Genomic DNA, 7,396 nt, shown 5'->3' on the forward strand with positions numbered 1-7,396 from the left:
GCGTAGCCCTTGCCGAAGGCGCCCTTCTCGACGTCGCTCCAGGTGAAGGGGTGCGAGTAGGTGTGCGAGGCGATCTCGACGTAGGGCAGCGCGAACATGCGCCGCGCGATGCCCTCCATCTCGGCCGACAGCTTCGGGTAGAGGCCCTGTGGCGAGGTCTCGCCCTCGATGACCGACATCGCGGTGGGCAGGCGGTAGCGCTGCAGCACGTCGCGCAGCAGCACGTCGCTGGCCAGCGGTGCACGCACCAGGTCGCTGCGGTTGGCGAAGCCGTCGCCGTCGATGTGGACCATCAGCAGGCGCCGGCCGGTCTCGGTCGTCGCATCCGGCACCGGCATGGCTGGCAGCGCCAGCGCGCGGCGCAGGAAGGCGATCGGGTCGATCACCCAGCGGTAGACGTCCTCGCCGGCGGTCATCCGCACGACGTTGTAGCCGGTCAGTGCGTAGCCGCCCCAGGGGGTGTAGGCGACCGCGTCCATCAGCGCGCCGCGGCCGTCGCGGGCCTGCAGGAGCAGCTCGGAGCCAGCCGGCGCGGTCAGGGCACTGAATTCGAGCTTGCCGGGGATCGGCATGATCTCGAAGCCGATCGTGGCGTCCTTCCTGGTGAAGGTGACCGGTGCGGCGGCGGGCGCCTCGCTCTGGCTGCGCTGCAGGCCGTAGGTGTCGCGCAGCGAGGATGCATCGCTCAGGCCCGGCTGCCCGAAGGCCACCACCTTCACGCCCGCCGCGATGGCGCTGCGCAGCCACGCGGCCATGGCCGGCCGCGGCTTGTCGTACATGAACTGCGTGACGATGCCGGCCACCTCGCCGGCACGCACCGGTGGCAGTTCGCGCTCGTCGGGATTGATGTACTCCGGCACCAGGCCGAGGTAGTAGGCCGGCGTGCCGAGAAAACGCAGTGCGCCGGCGTAGGTCAGCTCCGCCGTGGCGGCCCCGACGGTCGCGTCGTGCAGGATGAGGAGCCGCCGCGGCAGCACCTCGACCGCCCCCACGCCCATCGCGTCCAGCTCCGGCGTCGTCACCCAGGGCACGACGCCGTGCGTGCGGATGCGCCTGGCGGTCTCGCGGGCCAGTGCCCGTTCCGCGGGCGCCACGTAGTCGATCGCCAGCACCGGCAGGTGGTGCTGCGTGCGCACCTCGTCGAGCTTGCCGAGCAGCCAGGCGCGGTCCGGATCGCTGACGGCCCGGTAGCGCATCGCCGCCTGGTCCCAGCCACGGTAGAGCGACTCGGCGGCGACCATGTCGATGTCCTGCGCCACCTGCGGCAGGATCTCGAAGCCGCGGTTGGCGATCACCTTGGCCTGCGGAAACGCGGCCCTGAGTGCCTTGACCACGCGCACCAGACCGGCTTCCTGCGCGGCACGGTCCTCGGGCGTCCTGGCCACGAGCTGGTAGGCGTCGAGCGTGTCGAGGAAGAAGCCGCGGTAGCCCTGGTCCCACTGCGGGCGGGCCACATGCTCGACGAACCACGCCGGCCATTCGGGCGCGCGCTGGTCGATCACGGCACTGTTCCAGGTCCGGTTGCTCCCCAGCAGCCACCCGGGCGGCACGGCGTCGTGCTGCGGATGCTGGCGGCTGACCTCGCCCACCGACAGGTAGGCCATGAACCGGGTGTGCGGCGCGGCCTGGGCGCGTGCGGAGACATCGCCATGGTGCCCCGGCTCCAGCACGACCCAGTCGAAGGCCGCCAGCTCGTTCCAGGGCGGCTGTGCACCGTAATGCAGTGCCACGCTCGGGCTGGCAGCCGAAGCGGCCAGTGCCACCGGACTCGCCAACCACCACAGGCTGGCCACCATCAGCAGACCCGCACGCCACGACCGGCGTAAGCCGACGTACAGCCGCGCGCCTCTCCCTCCATGCCAGACTGTGAGGTTCACCGGACTCAATCCTCCAAGATTGGTATTTATGAAAAAAGTCAAGGTGATTCTTGGCACCATTCAATAATATTGCACAACAAGTGCTACCAAATATTGGCAAAGCATTACGGTACCCGAGATGAAATGTTCATTTCTGGTTGGGGTGGGCGCAAAAAAACCCGCCAGAGGCGGGTTGCCGGAGGAGCCAGGACCTGCGGGCTCACATGGTCGGCGACGTCTCGTACAACTCCAGCGGCAGCCCATCCGGATCAGCGAAGAACACGAAGCGGTGGCCGGTGAATTCGTCGATGCGGATGTCCTCGACGGCGATGCCTGCGGCTTCCAGCCGGGCTTTCCACGCGGCCACATCGTGCACAGAGAACGCCAGGTGCCGCAGTCCGCAGGCCTCGGGCCGCGATGGCCGCGGCGGCGGAGCGGGAAACGAGAACAGCTCCAGCTGCGAGCCGTCCGGCAGTGCGAGGTCGAGCTTCCAGGAGTCGCGCTGGGCACGGAAGTGTTCGGCGAGCACGCGCAGGCCGAGCAGGCCGACGTAGAAATGCCGCGAGCGGGCGTAGTCCGACGCGATGATCGCGGCGTGGTGGATGGACAGCAGGTCGGTGGTCGGTGGCATGGGAAACCTTGGTGTCATTCGTTGGGTGGCAAGACAGGCCCGCTGCCCGGCGCCTGATAGACCAGCACCTTCAGCGACCGCTCCGCCGACACGTCCGCGAACGCGGGCGGATTCGGCAGGCGTTGCACCAGGGTCAGCGTGGGTGCCAGCGTGCGCATCGGTTCGGTCAGGAAGGCCGTGTCCAGCTCCGGTGCGTTCAGGCACAGCAGCGCCTGTCCACCCGGCGCCAGCAGATCCGGCAGGCGGCGCAGCAGCCGCGCATAGTCCTTGCCCGCGACGAAGCTGCCTTTCTGGTAGCTGGGCGGATCGATGATGACGAGGTCGTAGGGGCCACTGCGGTTGATCTTGCCCCAGGAGCTGAAGATGTCGTGTGGCAGGAAGCTCGCGCCCGCGACCACGCCGTTGAGCCGGTGGTTCTGCTGGCCGATGGCGAGTGCGCCGTGGCTCATGTCCACGTTCACCACCTGGCGGGCACCCGCCTGCAGTGCCACGACTGAAAAGGCACAGGTGTACGCGAACAGGTTCAGCACCTTGAGGCGAGCTTGCTCGGCCGCCCGCGTCCGGACCCAGCGCCGACCCTCGGCCATGTCGAGGAACAGGCCGTGGTTCTGGCCGCGCAGCACATGCACGAAGAAGCGCGTCCCTCCCTCGCTGACCGCGTGTGGCTCGGGCACGCTGCCGGCCATCAGCCGGGTATCGGGGCGGCCCTCGCTGCGGCACTGGAAGACCCAGTTCAGCGGCTGTCCCGGTGCCAGTTGTTCCCAGCGGTCGGCCAGTGCGGCACCGACGGTCGCCAGCGCTTCGTCGGTCACCGGCTGGAAACTGGTCAGCACCCAGACGGGTGGGTAGAAATCAAGCGTCCAGTGCGCGCAGCCGGGGTGCAGACCGCCACGGCCGTGGAACAGGCGCGCGGCGTCGGCGGGCAGGGGCATCGACGCGATGGTGTTGAGCAGGGGATTCACGGGCGGTGTCTTGTCAGCGGGGCTGCGGATTCTGGCACCGGGTCTGCGAGACTGGCGAACCCACCCGTCCACGAAGGCCATCCCATGCAGGACCAGCCCCTCGACCTCATCGGCACCCCGGCGTTTGTCCCCGGCCGCCAGCGTTCCCAGCTCACCATTGCCGACCGCCACGGGCGCCACCGCCGCGTCGTCCTGGAGACCGAGCACCTGATCGAGGCGCCGAACTGGTCGCCGGACGGCCAGTGGCTGCTGTTCAACAGCGAGGGCGCGCTGTTCAGGGTCCGCGCCGATGGTTCGACCGCGCCGGCGCGCATCGACACCGGCACGCATGCCGCCGCGAACAACGACCACGTGCTCTCGCCGGACGGGCGCACGGTGTATTTCTCGACCAACGACTGCCGCCTGCTGGCGGTGCCCTTCGAGGGCGGCGTGCCGCGGCGGGTGTCCAGCGAAGCGCTGGTCGAGACGGGGTTCCACTACTACCTGCACGGCGTCTCGCCCGATGACGGGCTGCTCGCCTACGTGGGCCTGCGCGCAGCGGCGGAGGGTGCCGGCTTCGACCATGGCGTCTACACCGTGCCCGCGCGCGGCGGCGAGGACCGGGCGCTGCTGCTGCCGGGCGTGCCGGTCGACGGCCCGGAGTATTCGCCCGATGGTGCGTGGATCTACTTCAACGGCGAGATCGGCGCCCGCACCCCTGGGCACTCGCAACTGTTCCGGATGCGCCCGGACGGCCAGGGCGTCGAGCAGCTGACCCACGACGAGCGCGTCAACTGGTTCCCGCACCTCTCGCCCGACGGCCGCTGGATGCTCTACCTGAGCTACCCGCCCGGCACGCTCGGCCACCCGGCGAACCGGGAGGTCATCCTCCGCATCGCGCCCGCCGAGGGTGGGCCGGCGACCGACCTTGTTCACCTGCTGGGCGGGCAGGGGACGCTCAACGTGAATGGCTGGGCGCCGGACAGCGAGCACTTCGCCTACGTGGCGTATCCGGGTGTCGCGGGCTGAGGCGAGTGCTGGCAGCGAGTTGCTGAACTCGGGATCTGACCGTGGATGTTTAGGGTCGTGGGACACCTGCCCGCCGAACCGATGCCCCTTGCCGATCGACGAGTGCCCTCCTGCCGTACGGTCTCAAGTTCACCCGCATCCTGTCGAAGCCGCTTCATGCGGTCATCCGTTGGGGACGCCGACCGCCATGGAGACAAGAAAACATGACTTCCTGGAATCGGTGGACCGTGTCAGCCCGACTGCATGTGGCGCTGGGGCTCGGGGCAGTGGTGGTGCTGGGTGCGCTGGGCACGGGCTATGCGCAGATGCGGCGCGGCGAGGCCCTGCTGTCGGCCATCACCCAGACCGAATACCAGCACATGCAGGAGGTGAACGACTGGCAGCTGGTGGCCACCGGCACCACGGTGCGCATCATGGCGCTCAACCGCAGCGCCGATCCGGCGCTGGCCCAGCTGTTCGGCCCCGAGATCGGGCCGCGCATCGAGCAGATCGACAAGCATCTGGCTTCCATCAAGACCTGGGCCACGTCCGAGCGCGAAACGGTGGTGCTCAAGGCGCTCGACGAGTCGGGACCGGTGATCATGGCTGCGCTGGCCAGGATTGCCGAGCGCCGCAAGGCTGGCGACGAGCCGGGCGCGCAGCAGGCCTTCGCGCAGGGCTTCATGCCGGCGGTCAACCGTTACCACGCGGCGGTCGATCAGTTCGCGCAGCTGCAGCACGTCAAGCTGAATGACTCGGTGCAGGCCGCGGTCGCGCGGCAGCAGCAGGAGTTCTGGGTGGGCGCGCTCGGCTCGCTGGCGCTGCTCGGTGTCGTCGGCGCGGTGGTGCTGGCCCTGACCAGGACCATCCAGCGCGCGCTGACCCGCGCCGTGCGCGTGGCCGAGGCCGTGGCACAGGGCAATCTGACGGTGTCGGCCGGCGAGCAGCGTGGCGATGAGTTTGGCCAGCTGATGAGCGCGCTCGACCGCATGGCCGACAGCCTGCGCACCGTGGTGTCGCAGGTGCGCCAGGGCACCGACCAGATCGCTGTCGGTTCGCGCGAGATCGCCCAGGGCAACCAGGACCTGTCGGACCGCACCGAGCACCAGGCCAGCAACCTGCAGCAGGCTGCGGCCACGATGGAGCAACTGGCTGCCACCGTGCGGCAGTCGGCCGACAGCGCCGATGAAGCGGCCCAGCTGGCCCAGCAGGCGAGCGAGGTGGCGCAGCGCGGCGGCGAATCCGTGGGCCGGGTGGTGGACACGATGGCGCAGATCGAGCAGTCATCGCGCCGCATCGAGGAGATCATCGGCGTCATCGACGGAATCTCGTTCCAGACCAACATCCTGGCGCTGAACGCCGCGGTGGAGGCTGCGCGTGCAGGCGAGCAGGGCCGAGGCTTTGCGGTCGTGGCCGGCGAGGTGCGGGCGCTGGCCCAGCGCTCGGCCACCGCGGCCAAGGAGATCAAGCAGCTGATCGCCGATTCGGCCAACAAGGTCCGCAGCGGCAACAGCCAGGTCGAGGCAGCCGGCCAGACGATGACCGAGCTGGTGCAGTCGGTTCAGCAGGTGAGCACGCTGATCCGCGAGATCAGCACCGCCTCGGCCGAGCAGCGCAATGGCATCAGCGGCGTGGCCGCGTCGGTCAGCGCGCTGGAACATGCCACGCAGCAGAACGCCGCGCTGGTCGAGCGGGCGGCCGCATCAGCCTCGGCGGTGAGCCAGCAGTCGAGCGAGCTGGCCACTGCGGTGGCGGTGTTCAAGCTGGCCGCTGGGTAGTGGCCGAAGTGAAAATGTCCACCACCTTGTAATCACGGGTGTGCTTCAGCGGTGTCCAGCACCGCCGACAGGGCTGCCAGCGCCGGCCCCAGACGCCCGGGCGGCAGATAACCGAAGCCCAGCCGGAAGACACGCGCTTGCTCGCCAAACCAGGCGCCCGACGCCAGTTGCAGATCGTGCGCTGGCAGCAGTTCCCAGAATCGCGCGACGGTGGCGTCGTCAAAGCGGTCGGCGCGCAGGCGCACGCAGCACAGGGCACCACCCTCCGGGCGAATCCATTCAATGCGCTGACGCTGTGCCTCGCACCACGTGGCCAGTTCCCCGAGGCCTTCGGCGAGCAGACGGCGACGCGGCGCCAGCACGGTCTCGCGGTGGCGCAGGAGTGCGGTGGCCAGCGCCTCGTCGAGCACTGAGCCGCAGATCACCGTGTTCATCTTGGCGACGACCAGGCGCGACCGGAGGTCGTCGTCCGCCACGGTGAGCCAGCCCGTGCGCAAGCCGGGGGCGCCCAGCGCCTTCGACACCGAGGCGCCCGTGACGATGCGCGGGTGCAACCCCGCCAAGCTGTCCGGTGCAGCGTCGTCACCGTAGGTGGCCTCGCGATAGGTCTCGTCGATGAACAGGACGGCCTGCGGCGCACGGGCCTCCAGCAGCGCGAGGATCTTCTCGACGGTGGCACGCGGCGTGCGCACACCGCTGGGGTTCTGCGGCGAAGCCAGGCTCACCAGCCTGGTCTTGGCCGACAGGCTGGCGGCGAGTGCGTCCAGGTCCAGCCGGTAGTGGTCCTCGAACCTCAGCGGCACCTCGCGAACGGTGACGCCCGCGCCGAGCAGGCAGTCGCGGCTGGGCGGGAAGCAGGGGGTCACGAGCACCGCCTCGTCACCCGGCCGGCAGGTCTCGAAGGCCAGCAGGAAGAGCCCCAAGGCCGTGCCCTGCGTCGTGACGATGTGCTCGGCCGGTACCCGGCAGACCTTGGCGATCTCCTCGCGCAACTCGCCCGACCCGGCCGAGCGGCCATAGCCCAGCTTCAGGCTGCGCAGGGTGTCGAGCCCGGCCAGGTCCAGCACGTCCCCGACCGTCAGGTCCTGCGAGGTGCTCTCCGCCAGATTGAACGGGCGGTTCACGTCGAGCAGGGAAATGATCTCGTTGTAGGGGAAACGACCTCGCCACGCGCGCGCATCC

General features: G+C 69.4%; 6 protein-coding genes. 2 read left to right on the forward strand and 4 right to left on the reverse strand.

Going from position 1 to position 7,396, the window contains the following annotated elements; all coding sequences use genetic code 11:
- The 3 genes from AB3X43_RS12340 to AB3X43_RS12350 form a co-directional block, all read right to left on the reverse strand.
- Positions 1–1,796: endo alpha-1,4 polygalactosaminidase (locus tag AB3X43_RS12340; RefSeq protein WP_369430155.1), on the reverse strand; the 1,796-nt coding region annotated here is incomplete at its 3' end.
- A gap of 280 nt (positions 1,797–2,076) precedes the next feature.
- Positions 2,077–2,487, reverse strand: a complete 411-nt coding sequence (gene gloA2, locus AB3X43_RS12345) for an SMU1112c/YaeR family gloxylase I-like metalloprotein (protein ID WP_369430156.1) — start codon at positions 2,485–2,487, stop codon at positions 2,077–2,079.
- Positions 2,488–2,501: 14 nt separating this feature from the next.
- The gene (locus AB3X43_RS12350; RefSeq protein WP_473965117.1) at positions 2,502–3,419 is read right to left on the reverse strand and encodes a class I SAM-dependent methyltransferase; all 918 of its coding nucleotides are present in this window, start codon (positions 3,417–3,419) and stop codon (positions 2,502–2,504) included.
- A gap of 114 nt (positions 3,420–3,533) precedes the next feature.
- On the opposite strand from AB3X43_RS12350, the gene AB3X43_RS12355 reads away from it, so the two are divergent.
- A complete protein-coding gene (locus AB3X43_RS12355; RefSeq protein ID WP_369430158.1) occupies positions 3,534–4,457 on the forward strand; it encodes a TolB family protein in 924 nt (307 codons plus the stop codon).
- A 203-nt stretch (positions 4,458–4,660) separates the two neighbouring features.
- Positions 4,661–6,214 carry a methyl-accepting chemotaxis protein gene (locus AB3X43_RS12360; protein WP_369430159.1) on the forward strand — a complete coding sequence of 518 codons (1,554 nt, stop codon included), beginning with the start codon at positions 4,661–4,663 and terminating at the stop codon, positions 6,212–6,214.
- A gap of 32 nt (positions 6,215–6,246) precedes the next feature.
- Here the strand turns inward: AB3X43_RS12360 and AB3X43_RS12365 are convergent.
- Positions 6,247–7,396: pyridoxal phosphate-dependent aminotransferase (locus AB3X43_RS12365; protein ID WP_369430160.1), on the reverse strand; the 1,150-nt coding region annotated here is incomplete at its 5' end.

Origin of the sequence: Sphaerotilus sp., from assembly GCF_041083715.1 — a bacterium.
GTDB lineage: Bacteria > Pseudomonadota > Gammaproteobacteria > Burkholderiales > Burkholderiaceae_C > Sphaerotilus.